This is a genomic window from Micromonospora sp. URMC 106 (assembly GCF_051386395.1).
Classification (GTDB): Bacteria; Actinomycetota; Actinomycetes; order Mycobacteriales; family Micromonosporaceae; genus Micromonospora.
Window position 1 is genome coordinate 80,368 of sequence record NZ_JBPQTP010000001.1, and the last position, 22,571, is coordinate 102,938.

Below are 22,571 nucleotides of genomic sequence, written 5' to 3' on the forward strand. Positions count from 1 at the left end.
GACGACGGTGCGTCGCCCAAGGACCGGTGATGAACGCATGTCGTGCAACGGTGCCAGGCGGCAGGGGCGCCGTTGCACGACATGCGGTCCGGTTCGTCGTAGTCGGACGGATCTTCCACGAGTGCCCTGTCTCGGCTGCCGTTCAGCGGCGGCCGAGCGCCTCGCCGTGCCTGTCCCGCAGCAACTCCTGGCGCTTGTCGTCCCTGACCCAGGTGAGCGAGCCGGGCACGCGTGCCTCGTCCGCCAGATGCTTGATCGTGTGCTTGCAGACGAGTTCCTTGAGCGTCGCGCCCGGGCGGCCGGCGAGGTGGAACCTGCTCGCGGTGTCGTCTCTGGCGGCGAACTGGAAGATGCCGCCGCGACGGCCCAGGCTGACGCACTGGCCGAAGAAACCCAGGTTGATGGGCGCGGGTTGCTCACCCGCGAGCCGCCTGAGCACCGTGTCGGCGGCATGTGCGCCGATCCTCGTGGCGGCCTGGCAGCTCATCCGGAACGGCAGATCCGACGGCGCCGCCGCGTCCCCGGCCGCGACGATGCGCACGTCGTCCACGCTCGTCAACGTCTCGTCGGTGAGCAGGCGGCCCAGGGCGTCGGTGCGCAGCCCGCTGCGCGCGGCCAGGTCCGGCACGCCAAATCCGGCCGTCCAGATGGTCACTGCGCTCGGCAACCCGCGACCGTCGCTGAGCTGTACGCCGTCGCGAGTGACAGCCGTCGCCGTCGCGTCGCGGCCTTCGAGCACGGTCACACCGAGCTTGGCCAACCGCCTGGCCACCGCGCGACGACCCCGAGGGTGCAGGTACGGGCCGAGCACCGCGCCGCAGACCAGGGTCACGGTGCGGCCCGCCTCCGCCAACTCGGCGGCGGTCTCGATGCCGGTCGGACCTGCTCCGACCACCGTCACCGGGGCCGTGCCGGGGGTGGCGTCGAGAACCGGCCGCAGCCGTTGCGCCTCCTCCAGGCTGGCGATCGGGTAGGCGAACTCGGCCGCGCCGGGCACACCCGGGTCGGCGCTCCCACTGCCCACCGCGTAGATCAGGTAGTCGTAGCCGACCGTGCCGCCGGTCGCCAACGCCACGCTGCGCTCGGCCGCGTCGATCCGTGTCGCGGTGTCGACCACCAGCCGGACGCCCTCGGCCAGGACCTCCCGGTAGTCGACGACCGCGTCGTCGGAACCACCCACCAGCTGGTGCAGACGGATCCGCTCGACGAAGATCCCGCGCGGGTTGATCAGGGTCACCGCCACATCGTCACGCCCGGTCAGGCGATTGGCCGCCAGGACGCCCGCGTATCCGCCGCCGATCACGACCACATCGGTTTTCCCAGTCATGGTGTCTCCTGCGTCTCAGGGGGTTCGGGTACGAGACACCGCACGAGGGATCGTTGTGACAAGGGGTGAGACGGGTCACTGCGGGGCGCCGGCCCGGCACGCCGAGTTGTCGGCGAGCGCGGGCCGGGCCGGTACGTCCCCGACGTCGATCAGCGAGCCGTGGCGTCCGGCCGGTGCGATCGGCGCGGCGCGGATCGGGTGTGGCAGGTAGCGGGTGGTTTCCGTCCTCATTCCTGCACGGCACGTGCGATGCTCGCGCGAATGGGCGCATAGTGATCGGCCACGGCAGCCTTCAGGACCGCCGGATCCCCGCCGAGGATGGCGTCCACGATGGCTTGGTGCCGCTGGGCGGTGATCACCCGGTGTTCGGGCTCCGTGCGCAGCGTGGGGGCCACAATGGCCTGGACCTGCCAGAACGCCTCGGTCAGCTGGAGAAGCAGGTCGTTGCCCAGGGGCTCCATCAACTTCAGGTGAAATGCCCGGTCGATCTCGAGGAAGTCCTTGTCCTGGGCCGCCAGCTCGGCCATCTGTTCGGCGAGTGCGGAGAGGTCTGCGCGGTGGCCGTCGTCGAGGACGTCGATGATCTCGGCCGCCAGGCCCTGTTCGAGCGTCTGCCGGATGTCCACGACCTGCCCCAGCACGTGGTGGTCCTCCTCGCCGCTGAGCAGGCCGCGGAAGGCCAGGCTCTCCACCAGTGCGTTGAGGGACATGCGGCCGACGAACGTGCCGTGCCCGTGTCGCACCTCGACGATGTCGAGGGCCGAGAGGATCTTGACCGCCTCGCGGACGCTGGACCGGCTGGCGCCGACGGCCTCGCACAGCTCCGTCTCGGTGGGCAGGAGATCACCCGGCTTGAGGCGATTGCGCAGGATGTACTCCTTGATCCCCGTCACGACCTCCTGGCGGCGGGGACCCGGGCGCTCCTGCCCGCGTAGCGGACTCGCGTCAATCGTCGTCATCTGCCCCTTGCCCTTCCTTCACGGATCTGTCACGCTCAGCCTATCGGCATCAGACGTCAGACGTCATACCCCTACCGCAAACCCCCGCAGCGCTGAGCGGTCACGCGGAGCGCATGAAGAGCCTATGGAGGCATTTACGTGAGCACCACCCACCCGCCGTTGAGGAGACGGTTCGGCGCACCGCGCCAGGTTCGCTCGCTGGCCACGGTGGCTACCGCGGCGACCCTGGCGCTGGGGCTGGCAGCGTGCAGCGGCGGCCCCGCCTCGACCAACGCCGTCTCGAACGGCAAGGGCGCAAAGTCGATCGAGGCGACGATGGCCTTCACCCTCTCCAGCGGGTTCGATCCCGCGAACGCCTCGTCAGCGGTGGCGACCGCGGTCAACCAGCACATCTTCGAAGGTCTCGTCGACCTCGACCCGATCACCCGCGAGCCGTATCTCGCGCTGGCCAAGGCGTTCCCGGTCGCCAGCGCCGACGGACGCACGTACACCGTGTCCCTGCGTGACGGCGCCAAGTTCTCCGACGGCACCCCGGTCACGGCCGAGGACGTCGCCTGGTCCTTCAACCGGGTGCTGAAGCCGGCAGACCCCGCGGCTCCGCCGCTGATGCAGGGGTTCGTCCCGTTCATCGACTCGGTCGCCGCCAAGGACGCGACGACCGCCGAGTTCACGCTGAAGTACCCGTTCGCCCTGTTCGCCGAGCGTATCGCCGTCATCAAGATCCTCCCCAGGGCGAAGACCGCCGACGCGGCCGCCGCGAAGGCCTTCGACACGGCGCCGATCGGCTCCGGTCCCTTCAAGATGGACAGCGCGTCGAAGGAGTCGGGTATCAAGCTGAGCCGGAACCCGAATTACAACGGCCCCCGCCCGGCCAAGGCGGACACGATGACGTGGAACACCACCACGGAGGCCGCGGCCCGGGTGTCGGATCTGCAGGGCGGCCGGGTCCAGGCGATCGAGTCGGTGCCGTACCTCAACGTCGATTCGCTCAAGGGCAAGTACACCGTCGACGTGAAGCAGGCCTTCAACCAGGTCTTCCTCATGTTCAACACGAAGGCGGCGCCGTTCGACGACAAGCGGGTACGCCAGGCCCTGCACTACGCGATCGACAAGGACGCGGTCATCAAGACGGCGCTCAGCGGGTACGGCAGCCCGGCGACGAGCTATCTCGACGAGGGCAACAAGGACTACCAGAAGGCAGCGACGGTCTACGACCACAACCCCGACAAGGCCAAGGCCCTGCTCGCGGCGGCCGGGGTCACGAACCTGTCGATCCAGCTCGACACCACGGACAACTCCGTCGTGAAGGACGTCGCCCCGCTGGTCGTCGAGCAGTGGAAGAAGATCGGCGTCAACGCCAGCCTGAACACGGTGCCGTCCGCGGCCATCTACGGCGACGTCGTGCCGAAGGACACCTTCCGGGTGCTGATGGCCACCGGCGACCCGAGCGTCTTCGGCGTCGACACCGATCTGCTGATGCGCTGGTTCTACTACGGCGAGACCTGGCCGGGGAAGCGTTACCGCTGGAACGACGCGGACCGCAAGGCCATGGCCGCCCTGCTCGACAAGGCGGCGCAGACCTCCGACGAGACGGCCCGCAAGGCCCTGTGGAAGCAGGCCCTCGACATGGTGGCCGACGAGGTCCCGCTCTACCCGATCCTGCACACGAAGGTCGTCACGGCCTACGACCCCGCCAAGGTCACCGGCTTCTCCGGCGCCGCGACCACCGGCCTGTACTTCCTGGACACCAGCCGCAGCGGCTGAGCCCCGGATGGGGGGCCCGGAACCCTGCCGTCCCGCCCCGACCCTGGCTGTCCCGGGCGGGGCGGGACCCCGGTGCCCGCTGACGAGAAAGAGACACCATGCTGACCGTCCTGAGCCTGGTCGCGCGACGACTCCTGACCCTGATTCCCCTGGGGTTGGGCATCACGCTGTTCGTCTTCGTGATCATGCAGTTCTCCCCGATCGACCCCGCACTGTCCGTCCTCGGGGACCAAGCGACCCCCGCGCAGGTCGCGGCGTTCAAGGCCGCCAACGGCCTCGACGACCCACTGCCGCTGCGCTACCTGCACTTCCTGGGCGACCTGGTCCGGGGCGACCTGGGCATGACCTTCCCGCCCTCGGTGCCGGTCGCCGACAAGATCGCCACCGCGCTGCCCCTGACGATCCAGCTGACGGCGCTGGGCGTGCTCGGCGCGCTGGTCATCGCCCTGGCCCTCGGCATCCCGGCCGCGCTGTACCGGGACCGCTGGCCCGACCAGGCCATCCGGTTCGTCTCCATGGCCGGGATCGCCATGCCGTCCTTCTGGCTGGCCCTCCTGTTCATCCAGGAACTCGCGGTCCGCCGCCCGATCTTCCCCACCGGCGGATACGTCAACCCGGCCGACTCGCCCGGCCTCTGGTTCCAGTCCCTCGTCATGCCCGCGCTCGCGCTCGCCGTACCAGTGGGATGTTCGCTCGCCCGGATCGTGCGGACGTCCATGGTCGAGGAGCTCGACAAGGACTACGTCCGCACCGCGATCGGCGCCGGCCTGCCGCCGCGCGTGGTGATCGGCCGCAACGTGCTGCGCAACGCGCTGGTCAACCCGCTCACCGCGCTGGGCCTGCGGATCGGCTACCTCATCGGCGGCACCGTCGTCATCGAGGCCATCTTCTCGCTGCCCGGCATGGGCACCCAGATCATGAGCGCGGTGCAGCAGAACGACACCGCCCTCGCGCAGGGAACCGTCCTGACGATCGCCCTCGGGTTCGTCGTGGTGAACCTGATCGTCGACATCCTCTACCTCTTCGCCAACCCCCGACTGCGCGGAGGCCACTGATGCGCCGGACGCTCACCGCTCAGCTCTCCCGCCCCGGCGTCGCCTTCACCCGGCTCCGCCCCACCGCCCGGGTCGCGCTCGGCTTCGTCCTGCTCGTCGTCGTGGTGGGCGTCTTCGCCCCGCTCCTGCTCCGGCACGATCCGGCGCAGGCCGGACTGGGCCCCGCGCTCACCGGACCGAGCGGCGACTTCTGGTTCGGCCTGGACAAGCTCGGCCGCGACGTCTTCTCGCGGCTGGTCGCCGGCACCCGACGCTCCCTGGTCGTCGGGTTCGGGGCGGCCGGCATCGCCCTGCTCGTCGGCGGGCTCCTCGGCGCGCTGGCTGGCACCAGCCGGACCGCGGTCGACGAGGTGGTCATGCGCTGCCTCGACGTGGTCATGGCCTTCCCCGCCATCGTGCTCTCCGCCCTGCTGATCATCTCGTTCGGGAAGAACAGCCTGCTGGTCCTCGTACTGGCGATCGGCTTCGTGTTCACCCCGTCCATCGCGCGCATCGTCCGCGCCAACGTGCTCTCGCAGTACCGCGAGGACTACGTGGCGGCCGAGCGGATCATCGGGGCGCGTCGGCCCCACATCCTCTGGCGACACGTGCTGCGCAACTGCGCCGCTCCCATCCTGGTCTTCGTCACCGTCATGGTCGCCGACGCGATCGTCTTCGAGGCGTCCCTCTCCTTCATCGGCGGTGGGCTGGCGCCCCAGGAGGCCGAGTCCTCGTGGGGCTCGGTGATCGCCTTCGGCAAGGAGATGGTGCAGATCGGTGGCTGGTGGGCCACCTTCTTCCCCGGTCTGCTCATCCTGCTCACCGTGCTCGCCCTGAACGTGCTCTCCGAAGGGATGTCCGACGCCTGGGCCGCCCCGGCCGCCCGGCGGGCCACCACCGCGTCGGTCGCCGACCCGGCCGAGCCGGCGCTGCCGGGCTCCGGCGAGGTCGTGCCGCTGCCCGGTCTCGACCTCGCGGCGCAGCGGCTGCGTGAGCGCGCACGACCCCTACCGCAGGGTCGGCCCGTCCTCGAGATCAAGAATCTGTCGATCGGCTTCGAGGGGCGTCACCAGGGCGTCGACATCGTCGACGGCATGACGTTCGACGTCCGTCCCGGCGAGGTGGTCGGTCTCGTCGGGGAGTCCGGCTCGGGCAAGTCCCTGACCGCCCTGGCCGTCATGGGCCTCCTGCCCCAGGGGGCGCGGGTACGCGGGGAGATCCACTTCCAGGGCGAGAACCTGCTGGCGATGAGCACGAAGCGCCGGCGCGCCCTGATGGGGCGGGAGATCACGATGGTCTACCAGGACGCCCTCTCCGCGTTGAACCCCGCGCTGCGCGTCGGCGCCCAGCTCGCGCAGATGATCCGCCGCGGTGGCACCCGGTCGGCCGAGGAACTGATGCGGCTGGTGGGCCTGGACCCCCGGCGCACCCTGGCGGCGTACCCGCACGAGCTCTCCGGCGGGCAGCGGCAGCGCGTGGTGATCGCCATGGCCCTGTCCCGGGACCCGAGCCTGATCATCGCCGACGAGCCGACCACCGCGCTCGACGTCACGGTGCAGGCGCAGGTGATGGAGCTGCTGCTGCGGTTGCGGGAGCAGCTGGGCTTCGCCCTGATCCTGGTCAGCCACGACCTCGCGCTGGTCAGCGACGTCTCCGACCGGGTCGTCGTGATGTACGGCGGGCAGATCGTGGAGACCGGGGTGACCGCCGACGTGATCGAGGCCCCGGCGCACCACTACGCCCGGGGGCTGCTCGGGTCCGTCCTCTCCCTGGAGGCCGGCGCGGAGCGGCTCACCCAGATCCGTGGCGTGGTGCCGGCGCCGGCCGACTTCCCGTCCGGCTGCCGGTTCGCCGACCGGTGCCCGATGGCGACCGAGGTCTGCCGGGACACCGTGCCCCGGCTGACCGGCACCGCCGAGCACGGGTACGCCTGCCACCACCCGGCCGTCACCGTCAGCGACAAGGAACTGATCCGATGAGCGCGACATCCCTGCGCGAGCCGATCGTCGAGCTGCACGACGTGCACGTACTCCACCGCACCCGCGGCAGCGGACTGTTCAACCGGGCGCGGGTGCACGCCCTCACCGGCGCGGACCTGGCCGTCCGCTGCGGCGAGACCGTCGGCATCGTCGGCGAATCCGGTTGCGGCAAGTCCACCCTGGCCAAGGTGCTCGTCGGGCTCCAGCGGCCGACGAGCGGCGTGGTCAGCTTCGCCGGCAAGGACGTGTGGTCGATGAGCGCGGCGGAGCGCCGCCGACACATCGGCGCGGGCGTCGGCATGGTCTTCCAGGACCCGGCCACCTCGCTGAACCGCCGCATGCCGGTCCGCGACATCCTGCGCGACCCGCTCGACGTGCACCGCCGCGGCACCAGGGCGCAGCGCGAGGCGCGGGTCGCGGAGCTGATGGCCCTGGTGGGCCTGCCGCGCTCGGTGGCCGAGGTGCTGCCGAGCCAGCTCTCCGGCGGCCAGCGCCAGCGGGTCTCCATCGCGCGTGCCCTGGCCCTGGAACCGGGACTGGTCATCGCCGACGAGCCCACCAGCGCCCTCGACGTCTCGGTCCGGGCCCAGATCCTCAATCTGCTCCTGGACCTCAAGGACCGGCTCGGGCTGGCGATGGTCTTCGTCTCCCACGACATCCAGACCGTCAAACGGATCAGCGACCGCGTGATCACGATGTACCTCGGCCGGATCGTGGAGCAGGCGCCGGCCGCCCTGCTCCCCGAGGAGGCACGGCACCCGTACACCCGCGCGCTCTTCTCCGCCACGCCGGGTCTGCTCTCGCCCATCGATCCCATCCCGCTCGTCGGCCCCGTCCCGTCCGCCACCCGACCGCCCAGCGGATGTCCGTTCCGGACCCGCTGCTGGAACGCCACCGACCACTGCGCCACCGAGATGCCGCCGGCACAGCGGGCGAACACCGACGGCGCAGACACCCACGAGTTCCGGTGTCATCACCCCGTTCCCGCCGGGACCAGCAACGCGGAGCTGGTCGAGCTCGCCAGCGCGGTGACGGGCCGCACCACCCCCCTACACGTCGAGGAGACAGCGTGACCATCCCAGCCCCACGGTTCGCCGGAGTCGTGCCGCCGACCGTCACCCCCCTGACCGAGGAGGGCGAGGTCGACGTCAACTCCCTCGAACGGCTCGTCGAGCGGCTGCTCGCCGCCGGGGTCGACGGCATCTTCGCGCTGGGCAGCTCGGGCGAGACCGTCTTCCTCACCGACCGGCAGCGGGACCAGGCTCTCGAAACCATCGTCAAGACCGTGGGGGGCGCCGTACCCGTCATCGCGGGCTGCATCGAGCCGACCACCCGGCGGGTGCGTGACCGGGCCGGGGCGTCGGCGCGGCTGGGCGCCGACGCGCTGGTGGTGACCGCCCCCTTCTACGCCATCGTCGGCCCGCACGAGGTCGAGCGGCACTTCCGGTCGGTCGCCGCGTCGGCCGAGCTGCCCGTGCTCGCCTACGACATCCCGGTCTGCGTGCACACCAAGCTCACCACCGACCTGCTCACCCGTCTCGCGGTGGACGGGGTGCTCGCCGGCGTCAAGGACTCCAGCGGAGACGACGTCGCCTTCCGCCAGCTGGTGCTGGCGATCGCGGAGCACGCACCGGGCGCCGGCTTCGGCCTGCTGACCGGACACGAGGTGGTCGTCGACGCGATGATGCTGGCCGGCGCCTCCGGCTCCGTCCCGGGGCTGGGCAACGTGGACCCGGCCGGCTACGTGCGGCTGCACCGGGCCTGCGTCGGTGGCGACTGGGACGCCGCCCGTCGCGAGCAGGACCGCCTGACCCGGTTGTTCCGGATCGTCGACGCCGCCGACCCCGCCACGGCTGCCGGAGCGACCAGGGGCGTCGGCGCGTTCAAGACCGCCCTCGCCCTGCTCGGCGTCATCGACAGCAACGCCGTGTCCCTTCCGCTGCGACCGCTCGACGCCGACGAGACGGCCCGGGTGCGTACCCAGCTGGAACTGGCGGGGCTCCTCTGACCATGGCCGAGGCAAGCAAGCCCCGAGCCGCTGCCGCCGAGGCGGTGGCCGCGCTCGACATCGGCGGCACCAAGACGACAGCCGCCGTCGTGGCGAGGCAGGGCGAGGTCGTCGACCGGGTCACCGCCGCGACCCCCGGCAGGGCCGGTGCGTCCGCCGTCCTCGACACCGCCGCCGACCTCGTCGACCGGTTGCGGGCGAGGTCGGCGGGGACGCTCGTGCGTGCGCTCGGGGTCGGCAGCGCCGGGGTGGTCGACCGTACGACGGGCCGGGTGCTCTCGGCCACCGACGTGCTGACCGGCTGGGCCGGCACGGACCTGCGGGGGAGGCTGCACCGGCTACTGGGCCTGCCCGTCACGGTCGTCAACGACGTGCACGCGCACGCCCTCGGCGAGGCGCGCCACGGCGTCGCGGCCGGCTGCGAGACGGTGCTCTTCGTCGCCGTCGGCACCGGCGTCGGCGCCTCGTTCGTCGTGGGCGGCAAGGTGCTCGCCGGCGCGCACTCCGCGGCCGGGCACGCCGGTCACCAGCCCTCCCGATACGCCGGGTCGCTGCCCTGCACCTGCGGTGGACGCGGGCACCTGGAGGCGATCGCGGCCGGACCCGGACTCGCCGCCGAGTACGCGCGGCGGACCGGCCGGCCGGTCGACGACCTGCGGGCCGTCGCCGCGCTCGCGCAGGGCGGCGACGCGGCGGCCGGAGCGGTCGTCCTGCTCGGCGGGACGGCCGTGGGTTCCGCCGTGGGTGGGCTGGTCAACGTGCTCGACCCGGACGCCGTCGTGATCGGCGGTGGCGTGACGGGCCTCGGCGAGCCCTGGTGGCAGGCGCTCCGGGACGCGGTGAAGCGGGAGGCGTTGCCCGGCCTGGACGCCGTGCCCGTCCTGGCCTCGGCCCTCGGTGCGGACGCCCCGCTTCTCGGCGCCGCCTCGCTGGCCTGGGAGACCGTGTCATGACCTCGCTGGTCGAGCAACTCCGCCACCGGCTGGTGGTCTCCTGTCAGGCGTATCCGGGTGAGCCGATGCGCGATCCGGACACGATGCGCCGCGTCGCCCTCGCCGCCGCCCGGGGCGGAGCCGCCGGCATCCGCGCCCAGGGACTCGACGACATCGCCGCGATCCGGACCGCGGTCGACCTCCCGCTGATCGGGTTGTGGAAGGACGGCGACGACGACGTCTTCATCACCCCCACGCTCGGGCATGCGGTGGCCGTCGCCCGGGCGGGCGCCCACGTCGTCGCGCTCGACGGCACGTGCCGGCCGCGGCCCGACGGCCTGACCCTCGCCGAGACGATCGCCGCCGTCCACGAGCGGACCGGCGCCCTCGTCATGGCCGACTGTTCCACCCTGGACGAGGGCGTCGCCGCCGCGCACGCGGGCGCGGACCTGGTCGGCACCACGCTGGCCGGGTACACGGCCTACACCACCAGGGGAGAGGGCCCGGACCTCGAACTGGTCGCCCGGCTGGCGGCGGCCGTCGACGTGCCGGTGCTCGCCGAGGGGCGGATACACACCCCGGCCCAGGCGGCCCAGGCCCTACGCGCCGGAGCGTGGGCCGTGGTCGTCGGCACCGCCATCACCCACCCGGCCACCATCACGGGCTGGTTCGCGTCGGCCGTGGCCGACGCCACCGCGGAGGCGTGACCAGCAGGTGCGACCCGTACCGCCTCCGGCAGGATGCCCAACGGCGTCCTGCCGCAATCGACATCCGACGTCCGCCGTGCAGGAGGTTGTGCCGTGGCGCTGACCGATCTCACCCTGGCCGAGTGCCGGGCGTACCGACCCGAACTGGCTGTTCCGTCAGACCTGGACGACTTCTGGGCGCGAACGCTGACCGCCGACGAACCCGGCCGGGCGGCGTACGAGCCCGTCGACACCGGTCTCACCCAGATCCGCACCTTCTCGGTCACCATCGCCGGCTACGCCCGCGAACCCGTGCACGGCTGGCTGCATCTGCCGACGCATGCCACGGCGCCGCTGCCCTGCGTCGTGGAGTACCTGGGCTACGGTCGCGGCCGTGGCCTGCCCCACGAGAAGCTGTTCTGGGCCGCGGCGGGTTTCGCCCACCTGATCATGGACACCCGGGGTCAGGGCTGGAGCGCCTCCTCCGGCGTCACCGCGGACCCGCACCCGTACCCCGCGGGCACCGTTCCCGGGTTCCTCACCCGCGGCATCACCGACCCCGACAGCTTCTACTACCGCAGGCTGATCACCGACGCCGTGCGGTTCGCCCAGGCTGCGCAGGAGCATCCGGCCGTCGACGGCGACCGCGTCGTGGTCACCGGCATCAGCCAGGGAGGGGGCCTCGCGCTGGCGGTGGCCGCGCTGTTGCCGAGCGTCGCGGCGGTCATGCCGGACGTGCCGTTCCTGTGCGACTTCCGGCGCGGCGCGCAGGTCGCCGGCCGCGGCCCGTACGGCGAGATCGTCGAATACCTCAAGCTGCACCGCGACCGGACCGGCCAGGTGTTCCACACGCTGTCGTACTTCGACGCCGCCGTGCTCGCGCCCCGCGCGACCGCGCCCGCGCTGTTCTCCATCGCGATGATGGACCAGACCTGCCCACCCTCGACCTGCTTCGCCGGCTACCACCGCTATGGCGGCGACAAGGAGCTGCGCGTGTACGAGTTCAACGACCACGAGGGCGGCGGGGGCGGCCACCAGCTCGAGCAACTCGCCTGGCTGCACAAGACGCTCGGCGCGAAGACGCCCTGACCGGCGGGCCCGACCGGGCGACGTGGCGGCTCGACTCGACCTCGGCGGCCCAGCCCTCGTCGAACGGGGGAGCGACGCGTCACCGCGGCGGAGGCACCCCGCCGCGGTGACATGGCACCGGTCAGACGCGGGTGATGCGGACCGCGTCGGCGACGACATAGCCGACGCCGCTGGTCCACCGGCTCACGCCCACCTTGTTGCCGTCGCCCGCGCCCAGGGTGAACACGCCGAGCGACACCCATCGGCCGCCGTTGAGGCGTTGGTTCACCCGTACCGTCTGGTTACCGCCCGTCGTGGCCACGATGTACGGGGTCGCGTCGTTGTAGCCGGGGTCGGCCGGGTACCAGACCGAGATCTCGTAGGAGCCGGTCTCCGGTACGTCCGCCCGGTACCAGGCGGTGTCGCTGGCGGGGGTCGGGGTGGCGAACCGGTAGTCGGTACCGTGCCGCTGGGCCGAGTAGGTCGACGTTCCCCAGTTCGCGCTCGCCGTGAAGCGACCTGTGGTGGTGTTGTCGACGGTGGTGCTGAAGCCGTCCGGTGGCGGGGTGGTGCCGGTCGACACGTCGAGGTAGTCGCGGTCGATGTAGATCCGTACGCCGCCCCAGGTCTCGTGGCTGTCGCCGGTGTACTGGTGGATGCGCTGCCGGTTGGCGTAGTAGGCGTCCGCGCAGTAGTCGCCGGCGTCGGTGTCGGCCACGCCGTTCCACCAGGCGAAGAAGAGGTGGTCGACGCGGGCGTAGCGGCTGTCGTGGTAGGCGCTGCACAGGTCCCGGACGCCGGAGGAGCCGCTGGAGTACATGCCCGAGAGGTAGCCGAGCGCGTGGAGGCGCTCGGTCCAGCCGGAGAGGTACGACAGCACGGCGGCCTTGCACGACTCACTCGACGGGTAGTGCTCGATGTCGTTGTAGATCACGCTTCCGCCGGGGATGCCCAGCGTCCGGGCCGCGCTCACCGCGCTGCTGGCGCGGGCCGCTCCCTCGGACCGCGCGGTGGCCGGGTCGTACGACATCTTCGGCGTGCGGGTGCCGCACGGCGCCTGCCGGTCGAGTTCGATGGGGATGAGGTGCCAGCCGTTGCTGGTCTGGTTGGTCACCCAGCTCGCGGTCAGGTTGGCCTGCGCGCAGGACCGGCTGGAGCCGCTGATGTAGATGCCGACCGCGCGGTACGGTGAGCTGTTCCGCCAGGCGTCCATCGTCGACTGCGCCGGAGCGGTGCACGTGTCGAAGCCCTTGCCGGTGTAGGTGCCCGGCTGCGGGCCGGGCGCCGCCGACGGGGTCACCGTGGCGGACCTCGCCTCGGCGCGGACGTCGTCCACCGGCACCGGCCGTGCGCCCGGGCCGAGGCGTGCGGAGGCCAGGATCCGGCGGACCGTCGGCTCGGTGTCCGGCGTGTGCAGGGCGGTGACGAGTACGCCCGCGTCCCGGACCGCGACCTGGATCGATCCGTCGCGGGAGGCCGGGCTGCCCACGGTCGCCCTCCCGCTCGCCGTGACCGCCGTGTCGGCCGTGAGTCGTTCGGCGGTGACGGAGTCGATCGGCTCGACGATCAGTCCCGCCGTTCGTCCCACGAGTCCGGAGGGGCACCAGGGCTCGTTCCCCGGGTGGCCGAGGTAGACCGCGGGCCGGTCGAAGCGGACGCACGCGTGCGGGTCGGTCGCCAGGTCGACGACCTGCCAGTCGGCGGGGACCGACAGGTGATAGCCGCGGTAGCTGACGGTTCGCTCGTCCGTGGGGGCCGCCCAGGTCGGTGTGGCCGCCACGGCCAGGCCGACGGCGGCAGCCACGAGGGTGGCCATGATCCGTCTTGTCGTCATCGGGTCCCTCTCTGTGGAAAAATTTCGTAACCGAGAAGAGATTTGGCAGATTCCTACCATGCGGGTGCCGTTCGCGCTAGAGATGTTTGTCAATGTGGTGCGGGGGCGGCGGGCGGGAGCGCCGGTCCGGCGGGGGCGGGGCGCCGTGGGCAACGCCGCGGCGTCGGCGACCACCGCCCGGCCGCTGTCGACTCTGGACCGACAAGGACGGGACCGCGTCGACCCGTGGCCCCGTAGCAGGCGGCGCCGGACATGATCGTCGAGGACTAGAATGTGCCCTCCGGTACGGGAGGGCGGCGGGGCGCGGGTGATCGAGGTTCCTGATGCGGTACTGGCGGAGTTGTCGGGCCCGGTCGCCGCGGCGCTGCCGCTCATCGTCGCCCGCATCCCAACGCGACCGGCGGCCGAACTCGGCCGGCTGCGGGCGGTCGAGGACGGTGACACCTGGCCGATCCGCGGGTCGTCGGTCGCGCACCCGGCGGTGGCCCGGTTCCGCCCCGGTGCTCCGGCCCGGTCGGGCGACCCGTCGGTGCGAGACGCGCTCGGCTCGCTGCCGCCGCTGCTGACCGAACGCCTGCTCGGCGCGCTGGAACTGACCGTGGCGGAGTTGGACCTGGCAGACGCCCCGGACCTGACCGGTTTCCTGGGTGAGCCGGTCACCGGCAGCTTCGGCGTCGCGAGCGTGAGCGGGCAGAGCGAGGCGGTCACCGGAGTGGCCGTGCTGGAGCAAATCCGGCCCGGCGCGGTGCCGCTGGTCGCCGCGTTGGCCCGCCGGCTGGCCTCTCACTCGCGGGTGGCCCCCCTGCTGACGGTGGCGCCTGGCATCACCGACGAGCGGGACATCGCCGCGGCGCACGGCGCGGCCCAGCTCGCGCTGGCCGTGGCCACGGCCGCCGCCGTCCTGCGCCGGGTCGGCATCCGGGCCTGGGCCACGGAACCACCGGCCGTGCTCGGCGTCGCGATCGGCACCGCGGTCCTCCTGCTGCGCGAATCCCCGATGCCCGCCGGCTACGCCGCCGCGCTGCTCGACCGGGCCCGCGCCGAGTACCTGCTGCCCCGCCACTGCAGCGGATCGGCGCCGGTGGCAGGGCACCGGTTCGCGCTGTCGGAGGGCGCCGCCGTCCCGGAGGTCGACTTCGGCGGCAACGGGCTGGTCGCGGTCGTCCCGGGCGGCGCGGTGATCCGCACCGGCGTGCGGACCGGGCACGTCCGGATCACGTTGAGCATCCTGGACGGACCACCGCCGGACGTCGCGACCGGGTGGGAGGAGATCGTCGAGGTCAGCTGGCGGGCGGCAGTCGGCGCCGCCTCGGTGGTCGGGTCCCACGCGGTCGAGCCGCACCTGCGCCGGGTCACCCCGCCCTGGCCCGGCGACTACCGGCTACGGGTGCACGCCCGCGGTCGGGACGACGCCGACGAGGGCGACACCGAGCACTACGAGCTGGTGGTGTGGCAGGCGCCCGCCGGGCCCGAGATCGTGTACGCCCGTACGGACCGGCTCGGCCATCGGCTGCGCGGCGAGCCGGAGCCGGCGCGGCCCGAACGGCCCGAGACCGCGTACCGGTGGCTGCGCCGCAGCGCCCTCGGCGAGGCCGCGACGGTCACGGTGGTGACCGGGGCGAGCGCCGCGGACGTGCTGCGCGCCTTCGGCGCGGAGCCGGCCCGACCGGAGTCGATGCGGGCGATCAGCGAGGACCTGATGCGGCGGCAGTCGATCGACCCGTGGGTCGCGGTGCTGGACGTCGGCGGCGCCGTGCTCGCCGTCGAGTACAACGGCTGGCAGGGCTCCACCGCGTCGGTGCTGACCCGCGCGTCCGCCGGGGGGCGGGCCGCCAGCATGTTCTGGAACGTCAACGCGGTGACCCGGCTGTCGTTCGCCGAACGCGGCGAGGTGCTGCTGTCGGTGGAGCCGTTCGGCGACCTCGACGCGCCACCATCGGTCGCCGCGGCACTCGCCGGCCTCGACTTCGCCGACCACCACCGCGGCAAGCCGATGATGGGCCTGGTCGCGGTGCAGCGATTCACCGGCCACGGCCTGACCGCCGAGGACCTGGCCCGGATCGAGGCCGCCGACATCGGCTTCCGGATCGTGCCGGACCTGCCCGCGCTGCACCCGCGCCGGCCGCGGCTCGGCAGACCGCTCGGTCCCGCCGTCAAGGCGCCGACCGGGCTGCCCGAACCAGAGCTGCCGACCGGGCTGCCCGAACCAGAGCTGCTGACGGGACTGCCCGAACCGGAACTGCGGGACCTGGCCTGGTGGGCCGCCGCGGCGGCGGCCCGCTACGCGGGACTCGGCGACGACCCGGACATCGCCGCCAGCGTCGCCGCCCGCGCCCTGACCCCGCCCGCGCACCTGCGCGCCCGCCGGTCGCAGCTCGACGACGGCGAACACCGGTGGGTCTGGCTCGCCCTGCACCGCGCGACCAACCCGGACCCGGTCGCCGCGGTCACGGACACCGTCGACGCGGCCCGCCACGCCGCCGGCCCGCACGCGGCCAACCTGGTCGCCGACGCGCAGGCCAGGATCGTCAGGCCCGCCGGGCGGTGACGGCTCGGCGCCGGTCGGACACGTCCGACACCTGTCGCTGGCCCTCAGCCGCCACGACGGGCCGCTGGTGGACCTCCAGGTCGGGACCACCGTCGCGCCGCCACCAGGGTCGCGGTACCCCGTGCCGCCGACGGTGCATTCACCGCTACCGGGGCGTCAGCACGCAGAACTCGTTGCCATCGGGGTCGGCCAGCACCACCCAGCCGACCTCGCCCTGGCCGATGTCGATCCGGGTCGCCCCGAGGGAGATCAGCCGGTCGACCTCTGCCTGCTGATCACCGTGGGCAGGCGGGGCGAGGTCGAAGTGCAGCCGCTGCTTGCCGGTCTTCGGCATCAGCGGCGGGCCACCCCACGTGATCTTGGGGCCGCCGGACGGCGAACGGATCGCGGTCTCCTGGTCCTGGTCCCAGACCAGCGGCCACCCCAGCGCCTCGCTCCAGAAGTACCCGACCTCCTGCGAACCGTCGCAGGCGAGCGCTCCGATGAAGCCGCAGTCGGCGAGGAACGTGTTGCCCGGCTCGATGACGCAGAACTCGTTGCCCTCGGGGTCGGCAAGCACCACGTGACCCTCCTCCGGGCGCTGGCCGATGTCGATGTGCCGCGCGCCGAGCCTCAGCGCCCGGGCCACCGTCTGCCGCTGGTCCTCCGGGGACGTGCTCGTCAGGTCGAAGTGCATCCGGTTCTGGCCGACCTTCGGGTTCCGGGTCGGCAGAAAGCGGATGCGGAACCCGGTGTCATCGTTGGGCAGGAGCGTGACACCGTCGTGTGGGTCGTCGGCCAGGTCCCACCCCAGGAACCCGGACCAGAACCGGGCGAGAGGCAGTGGCTGGTTCGCGTCGAAGCTGATTGCGAACAACTGACTGGTCATACCTCTGCTCATCTCCGACCCCGCTGACCGACCGCTGTCGACAGGAGCCCCACCGGCCCGTCGAGCGGGAGCCTACGGGTGAGCCGGGCCACCCGCAGCCGAGTATTCGACGGCAGCCGGACCACCCGACGGCATGCCGCCGACGCGCGGCGCGGAGCCGGCGACAGCTCATGACGGTCCGGGCCGGGCCGGGCACGGGGATCCGGATCTGCCGCGAGGCGGTTGCGGGCCGGGGTCCGTGGCGTGCTGGCATGATCTCCACACATGGAAGGTGTTCTGCTCCGCCGCGCCGCCGAACTCCTCGGCAGCGCCCGCCGTGTCGTCGTCTTCACCGGCGCCGGCATCTCCGCGGAGAGCGGCGTGCCGACCTTTCGTGACGGTCTCACCGGCCTGTGGGCGCGCTTCGACCCTCAGCAGCTCGCCACGGCGGAGGCGTTCCACGCCGATCCGGACCTGGTCTGGGGCTGGTACGAGTGGCGGCGCGCGCGGGTGTCCCGAGCCGAGCCCAACCCCGGACATCTGGCGATCGCCACCATCCAGACCCGGGTCCCCGGCAGCGCCGTCATCACCCAGAACGTCGACGACCTGCACGAACGGGCCGGAGCCCGGCCCGTGATCCACCTGCACGGCAGCCTGTTCGCACCCCGCTGCACCGCGGCGGCCGCCCACCCGGCCGCCGTCGAGGAGACCACGGACGACGAGCTCGCCCAGCCGCACGAGGGACGCCGGATGCCGCCGCCGCGGTGCGCCTCCTGCGCGGCGCCAGTCCGCCCGGGAGTGGTGTGGTTCGGTGAGGCGCTGCCCGAGGAGGCGTTGACCGCGGCGGTCGACGCGGCCGCCGCCTGCGACGTGCTGCTGGCGGTCGGCACCTCCGGCGTCGTGTACCCGGCCGCCGAGATCCCCGGCATCGCGGCACGCTCGGGCGCCACCGTCATCCAGGTCAACCCGCAGCCGACCCCGCTCGATCAGGTCTGCGCCGTCAACCTGCGTGGCACGGCGGCGCAGGTCCTCCCGGCCCTGGTCGCGGCGGCGTGGGGGGAGACCGACGACTGACCGCGGTGGGCTCGGCCCGGCTCACCCCCCGTAGTCACGAGCGCCGGTGTCCGGCCGTCCAATTCCCAGCAGGAGCCGCACGAACGCTCCCGAGTGAGAGGCAGAGAGACGATGACGAAGGCGTACTGGATCAACACGTTCCAGTCGATCAAGGACGAGAGGAAGCTGGCCGCCTACATCGAGCTGGCCGGGCCGGCGATGCGCGCCGCGGGCGGCAGGTTCCTGGCGCGCGGGCTTCCGGCCCGCGCGTTCGAGTCCGGGATCGTGGAGCGCACGACGCTGATCGAGTTCGACAGCGTCGACGCCGCGGTCGCCGCCTACCACAGCCCCGCCTACCAGCAGGCGCTGCGAGTGCTCGGTGACGGAGCCGAGCGCGACCTGCGCATCATCGAGGCGGTCTCCTGAACGCGCGCCGACGGCGTCGAGCCGCCTGCCGGGCCCGCCCTGGACGTCGATGCCGGCAGCGCGGGGCCCCGCCGCAGGACGTGGTCGCGTACGCCGGTGTCGTCCGGCCCTGACCGGCCGCGTGGACGAGCGGACGGGCCCGGCCCGTCAGCGGCGGATCAGGCCACGGGCCCGGGCGGCGGCGACGGCGGCGGTGCGGGAGTCGACGCCGAGCTTGCCGTAGACGTGGACCAGGTGCGTCTTGACGGTGGCCAGGCTCAGGTGCAGCCGCCCGCTGATCTGCTGGTTGGACAGCCCGTCGGCGACGAGCTGGAGGACCTCTGTCTCGCGGCGGCTCAGCGCCGTGCCCGGCGTGCGCATCCGGTCCATCAGCCGGTGGGCGACCGCCGGCGCGAGAGCCGACCCGCCGGCTGCGGCGGCGCGCACGGCGGCGGCGAGTTCCTCGGGCGGGGCGTCCTTGAGCAGGTACCCGGTCGCACCGGCCTCGACGGCGGCGAGGATGTCGGCGTCCGTGTCGTAGGTGGTCAGCACCAGCACGACCGGGCCGCCGGGACGGGCGGTGATGGCGGCGGTGGCGTCGGCGCCGTGCATGCCGGCGCCGAACTGGAGATCCATCAGCACCACGTCCACCCGGTCCGGGTCGGCGAGCGCGACGGCCTGTTCGGCGGTGGTGGCCTCGGCCACCACCTCGAAGTCGGGCTCGGTCGCGAGGACGGCGCGCAGGCCGGCACGGACGACCGGATGGTCGTCGGCCAGCAGTAGCCGGATCAGACGGCTCATGTGCCCGCCGGGGTCCCTTCGGTCGACAGGTGGGCGAAGCGGACGGCCAGCGTGGTGCCCCCGCCGGGCGACGACGCCACGGTCAGCGTCCCGCCGAGCTCCCCGGCCCGGGCCCGCATCGCCGCCAGCCCGAACCCGCCGCCGCGACCGACGACGTCGCCGGGGTCGAAGCCGCCGCCGTCGTCGACCACCTCCAGGGCCACGCCGTGCTCGCCGTACCGCAGCGTCACCTCGGCGCGCGTCGCCCCCGCGTGGCGCACCGTGTTGGCCAGCGCGGACTGCGCGATGCGCAGCAGCGCCACCTCGTGCGGGGTCGGCAGGCGCACCGCCGTACCGTCGAGCCGGAAGCGCACGGCCAACCCGGACCGGGCGGCGGTCGTGGCGCACAGCCGGCGCAGCGCCGCGGGCAGCGACCCGCCGTCGAGGCCGGGTGGGGCCAGCGCGTGGACGAACCGCCGGGCCTCCGCCAGGTTGTCCTGCGCGGTCCGGCGGGCCTGCTCGACGTGGTCGGCGGCGACGTCGGCCCGACCCGGCAGGGCCCGCTGGGCGGCACGCAGCAGCAGTTGGATGCTGGACAGCCCCTGGGCGAGGGTGTCGTGGATCTCGCGGGCCAGACGCTCGCGTTCGGCCAGGACGCCGGCGGCGTGCTCGGCGGCGGCCAGCTCGCCGCGGGTGGCGGTCAGCTGCTCGATCAACCGCTGGCGCTGCTCGCTCTCCCGGTACAACGCCTGGTAGCCCAGCACGGTCCCGACGGAGACGGCGGCGCCGAGGACCGGGCCGAGCAGGGCGCCCGGCGTGACGACCCCCTGGTGACCAGTCACGCCGCCGACCGCCGCCGCGGTCGTCACGACCACCGCGAGGATCCCCCAGCGCACCGGCAGCAGGTGCAGGTGCAGCAGGAACAGGGGGAACGCCAGCCACACCGCGTCCGGGGTCAGACCGAGCAGCACCAGCCACCCGGCGGTCAGTCCCGCCAGCCACGCCGCCGCCGCGCGGCGGGACCGGCGCACCGGCGGCAGCGCGGCGCCGACGGCGTAGCCGGCGGCCAACGCCAGCGCCGCGCCGAGCACGGCGGTGCGGTGCGGCGCCTGCCCCGCCAGGGCGCGTGCGGCGACCACCACGAGCAGACCCCCGAACAGCAGGTGCAGGCAGACGCGCAGCACCCGCAGCGGCCGGGCGAGCGATTCCGGGTTCACGATGTCTCCAGGGTAGGACGCGCACGGCCGCCGCCATCAACCAAAGGATTGATCCTGACCCGCCTACATCGACGCGGCGAACCCGCTCCGCCGCCCGATGCCGGCCGGCGCGGACCGGACGAGGGTTGGTGACCGGGCCGCCGCCGCGGCCCTCCCGCTCCCGGAGAGGCTGATGCGCTCGTGTTCGTCGCGTGGAGAGATCTGCGGTTCGCCAAGGGCCGGTTCGCCCTGATGGGCACGGTCGTCACGCTGATGACGCTGCTGGTCGTCCTGCTCTCCGGCCTGACCGCCGGCCTGGGCCGGGACAGCACCTCGGCGATCACCGGCCTGCCCGCCGACCACCTGGCGTTCTCCGCCCCGGCCGGCGGGCAGAAGCTCTCCTTCACCGAGTCGACCGTGACGGCGCAGCAGTGGCGGCGCTGGCGCACCGTGCCGGGGGTGACGGGTGCCGCCCCGCTCGGCATCACCACGACGAGGGTCAGCGCCGGCGACCGCACCGCCGCGCTCTCCGCGTTCGGCGTCGCGCCCGACTCTCCGCTGGCGCCCGGCCCCGTGGCCGCCGGGCGAGCCGTGCTGTCGCGCGGAGCGGCCGACGCCCTGGACGCCGGCCAGGGCCAGGACGTGGTCGTCGGCGGGCGGCGACTGACCGTGGCCGCGGTGGCCGGCGACGCCTCCCACAGCCACACCCCGGTCATTTGGATCGACCTGGCCGACTGGCAGCGTCTCGCCCCCGGCGCGCCCGACGACTCCGCCACGGTCATCGCGCTGACCGCCGCCCGCGACGCCGACCTGGCCGCCGCGGACCGGCAGCTGGGCACCCGCACCGTCACCCGCACGGCGGCGCTGTCCGCGATCGGCTCGCACACCGCCGAGAACGGCTCCCTCCAGCTCATGCGCGGCATGTTGTTCGCGATCTCCGCCCTGGTCGTCGGCGCGTTCTTCACCGTCTGGACCATCCAGCGCGGCCCCGACGTCGCCGTGCTGAAGGCGCTCGGCGCCACCACCGGCCACCTGCTGCGCGACGCCCTGGGGCAGGCGTTGGCGCTGCTGCTCGCCGGTGTGGCCGCCGGCACCGGGCTGGCGGTCGCGATCGGCGCCGCGGTGTCCGGCACGGTCCCGTTCGCGCTCACCGCCGGGTCCGCCCTGCTGCCGGCCGCCGTGATGGTCGCGCTCGGCGCGGCCGGCGCCGCCCTGTCCGTACGCCGCATCACCTCCGTCGACCCGCTGACCGCTCTGGGGAGCGCCCGATGAGCCTCGACCTGTCCGACGTCACCCTCACCTACCCGGACGGGGATGCCCGGCTGACCGCTCTCGACCGGGTCAGCCTGCGTGTGCCGGCCGGCACCACGACCGCCGTGGTCGGTCCGTCCGGATCCGGCAAGTCGAGCCTGCTGGCGGTGGCCGCCACCCTGGTCACCCCCGATTCGGGCAGGGTCGTCCTCGCCGGCACCGACACCACCGGCCTCAGCCGCCGGCAGGCCACCGCGCTGCGGCGCGCGATGGTCGGGATCGTCTTCCAGCAACCCCACCTCCTCGCCTCGCTGACCGCCGCCGAACAGCTGGAGGTGATCGCCCACCTCGGCGGCGGCTCGCGCCGGGACGGCCGCCACCGGGCGGCGGAGCTGCTCGCCGCGGTGGGGCTGACCGCGCAGGCCGACCGCCGCCCGCACCAGCTCTCCGGCGGGCAGCGCCAGCGGGTCAACATCGCCCGCGCCCTGATGAACGACCCGGTGGTGCTGCTCGTCGACGAGCCCACCAGCGCGTTGGACCACGAGCGCGGCGCGGCGATCGTCGACCTGCTCACCGGGCTCACCCGGCAGCGCGGCACCGCGACCGTGCTGGTCACCCACGAGCGGGGACACCTCGACCGCGTCGACGCCGTCGCCGAGATGGTCGACGGCCGCCTGCGCGTACCGACGGGGATTTGATCGCTGAACGTCCCGTGGCGGCGCGGCTGGTCGACCACGTAGGGATTTCCCCGATTCCACGACGCGGCAGGCGGCCTACGGTGGTCCGGTGCGGCGTCTGCCCGGCTGAGGCACCGTTGCCCGCGCTCGGCAGTGCCGCACCAGGAGTCGCATCCGCGGAGGGGACCGATGATGCCAAGGCCCACTCGTCATGCTCGAATCG

The 22,571-nt window shown here is 73.2% G+C and carries 20 protein-coding genes; 13 read left to right on the plus strand and 7 right to left on the minus strand.

Translation table 11 applies throughout. The features are described from left to right. Positions 1 to 142: 142 nt before the first annotated feature. From ACSNOB_RS00265 to ACSNOB_RS00275, 3 genes are all read right to left on the minus strand, one after another. Positions 143 to 1,327 carry an NAD(P)/FAD-dependent oxidoreductase gene (locus ACSNOB_RS00265; protein WP_436684407.1) on the minus strand — a complete coding sequence of 395 codons (1,185 nt, stop codon included), beginning with the start codon at positions 1,325 to 1,327 and terminating at the stop codon, positions 143 to 145. Between the two features lie 75 nt (positions 1,328 to 1,402). After that, positions 1,403 to 1,558, minus strand: coding sequence for a hypothetical protein (locus ACSNOB_RS00270; protein WP_436684409.1), 156 nt, complete (start codon positions 1,556 to 1,558; stop codon positions 1,403 to 1,405). Further along, positions 1,555 to 2,220 carry a FadR/GntR family transcriptional regulator gene (locus ACSNOB_RS00275; RefSeq protein ID WP_436684410.1) on the minus strand — a complete coding sequence of 222 codons (666 nt, stop codon included), beginning with the start codon at positions 2,218 to 2,220 and terminating at the stop codon, positions 1,555 to 1,557. Before ACSNOB_RS00275 ends, ACSNOB_RS00270 begins: the two co-directional genes overlap by 4 nt. A 204-nt stretch (positions 2,221 to 2,424) precedes the next feature. Here ACSNOB_RS00275 and ACSNOB_RS00280 point away from each other — a divergent pair, with 204 nt between their 5' ends. The 8 genes from ACSNOB_RS00280 to ACSNOB_RS00315 all read left to right on the plus strand — a co-directional run bounded on the left by ACSNOB_RS00280 (position 2,425) and on the right by ACSNOB_RS00315 (position 11,778). Then, positions 2,425 to 4,050: an ABC transporter substrate-binding protein gene (locus ACSNOB_RS00280; protein WP_436684412.1), complete on the plus strand. Its 1,626-nt coding sequence runs from the start codon at positions 2,425 to 2,427 to the stop codon at positions 4,048 to 4,050. 98 nt (positions 4,051 to 4,148) lie between these two features. Further along, complete coding sequence (locus ACSNOB_RS00285; RefSeq protein WP_436684413.1) at positions 4,149 to 5,105, plus strand: ABC transporter permease; 957 nt, start codon at positions 4,149 to 4,151, stop codon at positions 5,103 to 5,105. Continuing rightward, positions 5,105 to 7,063 (plus strand): dipeptide/oligopeptide/nickel ABC transporter permease/ATP-binding protein, encoded by a 1,959-nt coding sequence (locus tag ACSNOB_RS00290; protein ID WP_436684414.1) that lies wholly within the window; start codon positions 5,105 to 5,107, stop codon positions 7,061 to 7,063. The genes ACSNOB_RS00285 and ACSNOB_RS00290 overlap by 1 nt, the downstream gene beginning before the upstream one ends. Beyond that, positions 7,060 to 8,136, plus strand: a complete 1,077-nt coding sequence (locus ACSNOB_RS00295; RefSeq protein WP_436684415.1) for an oligopeptide/dipeptide ABC transporter ATP-binding protein — start codon at positions 7,060 to 7,062, stop codon at positions 8,134 to 8,136. Before ACSNOB_RS00290 ends, ACSNOB_RS00295 begins: the two co-directional genes overlap by 4 nt. After that, positions 8,133 to 9,071 (plus strand): dihydrodipicolinate synthase family protein, encoded by a 939-nt coding sequence (locus ACSNOB_RS00300; protein WP_436684417.1) that lies wholly within the window; start codon positions 8,133 to 8,135, stop codon positions 9,069 to 9,071. The genes ACSNOB_RS00295 and ACSNOB_RS00300 overlap by 4 nt, the downstream gene beginning before the upstream one ends. A 2-nt stretch (positions 9,072 to 9,073) precedes the next feature. Then, positions 9,074 to 10,024 carry an ROK family protein gene (locus ACSNOB_RS00305; RefSeq protein WP_436684419.1) on the plus strand — a complete coding sequence of 317 codons (951 nt, stop codon included), beginning with the start codon at positions 9,074 to 9,076 and terminating at the stop codon, positions 10,022 to 10,024. Next, positions 10,021 to 10,710, plus strand: a complete 690-nt coding sequence (locus tag ACSNOB_RS00310; protein ID WP_436684421.1) for an N-acetylmannosamine-6-phosphate 2-epimerase — start codon at positions 10,021 to 10,023, stop codon at positions 10,708 to 10,710. Before ACSNOB_RS00305 ends, ACSNOB_RS00310 begins: the two co-directional genes overlap by 4 nt. Before the next feature lie 93 nt (positions 10,711 to 10,803). Continuing rightward, complete coding sequence (locus tag ACSNOB_RS00315; protein ID WP_436684422.1) at positions 10,804 to 11,778, plus strand: acetylxylan esterase; 975 nt, start codon at positions 10,804 to 10,806, stop codon at positions 11,776 to 11,778. A 121-nt stretch (positions 11,779 to 11,899) separates the two neighbouring features. Here ACSNOB_RS00315 and ACSNOB_RS00320 read toward each other — a convergent pair whose 3' ends face one another. Then, positions 11,900 to 13,591: a glycoside hydrolase domain-containing protein gene (locus ACSNOB_RS00320; RefSeq protein WP_436684424.1), complete on the minus strand. Its 1,692-nt coding sequence runs from the start codon at positions 13,589 to 13,591 to the stop codon at positions 11,900 to 11,902. 271 nt (positions 13,592 to 13,862) lie between these two features. On the opposite strand from ACSNOB_RS00320, the gene ACSNOB_RS00325 reads away from it, so the two are divergent. Next, a complete protein-coding gene (locus ACSNOB_RS00325; RefSeq protein ID WP_436684425.1) occupies positions 13,863 to 16,139 on the plus strand; it encodes a DUF6461 domain-containing protein in 2,277 nt (758 codons plus the stop codon). Positions 16,140 to 16,284: 145 nt separating this feature from the next. Here ACSNOB_RS00325 and ACSNOB_RS00330 read toward each other — a convergent pair whose 3' ends face one another. Next, the gene (locus ACSNOB_RS00330) at positions 16,285 to 17,007 is read right to left on the minus strand and encodes a VOC family protein (RefSeq protein WP_436684426.1); all 723 of its coding nucleotides are present in this window, start codon (positions 17,005 to 17,007) and stop codon (positions 16,285 to 16,287) included. Between the two features lie 264 nt (positions 17,008 to 17,271). On the opposite strand from ACSNOB_RS00330, the gene ACSNOB_RS00335 reads away from it, so the two are divergent. Continuing rightward, a complete protein-coding gene (locus ACSNOB_RS00335) occupies positions 17,272 to 18,060 on the plus strand; it encodes an SIR2 family NAD-dependent protein deacylase (RefSeq protein WP_436684428.1) in 789 nt (262 codons plus the stop codon). 111 nt (positions 18,061 to 18,171) lie between these two features. Continuing rightward, a complete protein-coding gene (locus ACSNOB_RS00340; RefSeq protein WP_393112582.1) occupies positions 18,172 to 18,465 on the plus strand; it encodes a DUF1330 domain-containing protein in 294 nt (97 codons plus the stop codon). Positions 18,466 to 18,612: 147 nt separating this feature from the next. Here ACSNOB_RS00340 and ACSNOB_RS00345 read toward each other — a convergent pair whose 3' ends face one another. Together ACSNOB_RS00345 and ACSNOB_RS00350 are read right to left on the minus strand one after the other, a co-directional pair. Then, a complete protein-coding gene (locus ACSNOB_RS00345; protein ID WP_436684429.1) occupies positions 18,613 to 19,245 on the minus strand; it encodes a response regulator transcription factor in 633 nt (210 codons plus the stop codon). Further along, positions 19,242 to 20,441 carry a sensor histidine kinase gene (locus ACSNOB_RS00350; RefSeq protein WP_436684430.1) on the minus strand — a complete coding sequence of 400 codons (1,200 nt, stop codon included), beginning with the start codon at positions 20,439 to 20,441 and terminating at the stop codon, positions 19,242 to 19,244. The genes ACSNOB_RS00345 and ACSNOB_RS00350 overlap by 4 nt, the downstream gene beginning before the upstream one ends. A 180-nt stretch (positions 20,442 to 20,621) precedes the next feature. Between ACSNOB_RS00350 and ACSNOB_RS00355 the strand changes: the two genes are divergently transcribed. Then, positions 20,622 to 21,692 (plus strand): ABC transporter permease, encoded by a 1,071-nt coding sequence (locus ACSNOB_RS00355; protein ID WP_436684432.1) that lies wholly within the window; start codon positions 20,622 to 20,624, stop codon positions 21,690 to 21,692. Beyond that, positions 21,689 to 22,369: an ABC transporter ATP-binding protein gene (locus tag ACSNOB_RS00360; protein ID WP_436684433.1), complete on the plus strand. Its 681-nt coding sequence runs from the start codon at positions 21,689 to 21,691 to the stop codon at positions 22,367 to 22,369. The genes ACSNOB_RS00355 and ACSNOB_RS00360 overlap by 4 nt, the downstream gene beginning before the upstream one ends. Positions 22,370 to 22,571: the final 202 nt, after the last annotated feature.

Bases quoted from the DNA above. Each gene is read 5' to 3' on its own strand.
- ACSNOB_RS00325 (WP_436684425.1), top strand. From the start codon at position 13,863: ATGTGCCCTCCGGTACGGGAGGGCGGCGGGGCGCGGGTGATCGAGGTT.
- ACSNOB_RS00320 (WP_436684424.1), bottom strand. From the start codon at position 13,591: ATGACGACAAGACGGATCATGGCCACCCTCGTGGCTGCCGCCGTCGGC.
- ACSNOB_RS00360 (WP_436684433.1), top strand. From the start codon at position 21,689: ATGAGCCTCGACCTGTCCGACGTCACCCTCACCTACCCGGACGGGGAT.
- ACSNOB_RS00330 (WP_436684426.1), bottom strand. From the start codon at position 17,007: ATGACCAGTCAGTTGTTCGCAATCAGCTTCGACGCGAACCAGCCACTG.
- ACSNOB_RS00345 (WP_436684429.1), bottom strand. From the start codon at position 19,245: ATGAGCCGTCTGATCCGGCTACTGCTGGCCGACGACCATCCGGTCGTC.
- ACSNOB_RS00340 (WP_393112582.1), top strand. From the start codon at position 18,172: ATGACGAAGGCGTACTGGATCAACACGTTCCAGTCGATCAAGGACGAG.
- ACSNOB_RS00265 (WP_436684407.1), bottom strand. From the start codon at position 1,327: ATGACTGGGAAAACCGATGTGGTCGTGATCGGCGGCGGATACGCGGGC.
- ACSNOB_RS00285 (WP_436684413.1), top strand. From the start codon at position 4,149: ATGCTGACCGTCCTGAGCCTGGTCGCGCGACGACTCCTGACCCTGATT.
- ACSNOB_RS00295 (WP_436684415.1), top strand. From the start codon at position 7,060: ATGAGCGCGACATCCCTGCGCGAGCCGATCGTCGAGCTGCACGACGTG.
- ACSNOB_RS00270 (WP_436684409.1), bottom strand. From the start codon at position 1,558: ATGAGGACGGAAACCACCCGCTACCTGCCACACCCGATCCGCGCCGCG.
- ACSNOB_RS00305 (WP_436684419.1), top strand. From the start codon at position 9,074: ATGGCCGAGGCAAGCAAGCCCCGAGCCGCTGCCGCCGAGGCGGTGGCC.
- ACSNOB_RS00290 (WP_436684414.1), top strand. From the start codon at position 5,105: ATGCGCCGGACGCTCACCGCTCAGCTCTCCCGCCCCGGCGTCGCCTTC.
- ACSNOB_RS00335 (WP_436684428.1), top strand. From the start codon at position 17,272: ATGGAAGGTGTTCTGCTCCGCCGCGCCGCCGAACTCCTCGGCAGCGCC.
- ACSNOB_RS00310 (WP_436684421.1), top strand. From the start codon at position 10,021: ATGACCTCGCTGGTCGAGCAACTCCGCCACCGGCTGGTGGTCTCCTGT.